Here is a 1,459-nt window from a genome sequence, read left to right on the forward strand (position 1 = left end):
AACAACCGACCCGCGCGACGCGACAGATGGTGGCAATACGCGGAGCGGGCACCTCGCCTCTACGCTGCTATCGCTGACTTTGATCGTGTCCTGGTGGTAGCACTCGTCAGCAAGACCGTTATGCCTGCGAGAGTGCCAGCACGTCAAGTCTTGGCACACAAGCTCGGCGTCTTTGTCGGCGATCAGGCGGCGGACCTCGCCTTGCTTTCCAGCACATTCCACACTTCCTGGGCATGGCGAAACTCATCAACAATGAAGGCGGATCTCAACTATTCACCCTCCGACATCTATGAAACGTTGCCGCAGCCCGCTCTCACGGTTCGCATGAAAGAAGCAGGGGTGATGCTCGACACGGCGCGCCGCACAATCATGATCGACCGACAGGTGGGATTGACAAAGCTTTACAACATGGTTCACGACAACTCTGTTGTGGACGATGATATCCGAACTCTTCGAGAGGTTCATTCCAATCTGGATCAGGCGGTGGCCGAGGCTTACGGGTGGACCGATCTAAGCCTAGATCCCGGGTTCCGCCACACCGGACAAGGGGTCCGGTTCACCTTCGACTCCGCAGTGAGAACTGAAATATTGGACCGACTTCTCGAACTTAACCATACGCAGTATGAGCATCTTGCAGACAGGGGTTCGCCTACTGCGAAGAAGCAACTAGCTGCATGCAATGCGGTTGCCAACAACTCGGCAGAGAACGCCCTGTTTAACATTTAGATCAGAAGAGCATACCCTTATGCCCTGGCGAGAGGCGGTTCATCGCATCCTTCCGCGACTCGGTCGTCGCTTCTTCAATCGACTTCTCCGGCACTCTGACGGAGGCATGTTGGGCGTGATTAAGCGCAAGGAGGCGGTCCAATACTTCAGTCCGCACAGAAGGGGCGACAGTGAACCGAACTCCTCGCTCGGTCTGATGGAACCCGTGATGCAGGGGGAAAACGCCAAATTTGTACGCGTCAGATATGGCCTCATCAATATTTACATGAACATCCCTAAGGGTTGCAATGTCTGGGTCTGTGACAGAAATGTCATGGACCATGTTGTAGAGTTTGGTCAATCCAATCTGTCGCTCGCTCATAATATCTCTTCGCGCTTCATCGAGTACGGCACCTGCATTTTTCGCCCAGGTCGTGATAGTGGGGCGCGGTAGCGTCTCGTAAATGTCGGATGGGGTATATCGAAGGTCACCTTTGAGGCTAGAACCTCGCGCAATGGCCCAACTGTAGTGGAAGCCACTGCTGAGCAGCGCGAGGTCTGCAACATTATCGGTAGCAAAGATAACCGCTGCCTCGCTGATTACTTGCCCTGTACGCACGAACACGGGAAGGGCTGTCTTACTGACGCGTGCTACCACCAGGACACGATCAAGGCCAGCGATAGCAGCGTAGAGTTGAGGACGGCTTCTCTCGTACAGCCACCACTTCTCACGTGCATTCTTGCTGTGAGTTAC

The 1,459-nt window shown here is 54.6% G+C and carries 1 protein-coding gene and 1 pseudogene; one reads left to right on the forward strand and one right to left on the reverse strand.

Annotated features, from left to right (window positions below; all coding sequences use genetic code 11):
• Window positions 1-726 (forward strand): annotated as a pseudogene (locus ACTG9Q_RS32935) (hypothetical protein); the annotation flags it as partial.
• Window position 727: 1 nt separating this feature from the next.
• On the opposite strand, the gene ACTG9Q_RS32940 reads toward ACTG9Q_RS32935, so the two are convergent.
• On the reverse strand, window positions 728-1,459 hold a 732-nt coding region (locus ACTG9Q_RS32940), incomplete at its 5' end, for a type IIL restriction-modification enzyme MmeI (protein WP_455576857.1).

The organism is Actinokineospora lacus, from assembly GCF_053813445.1.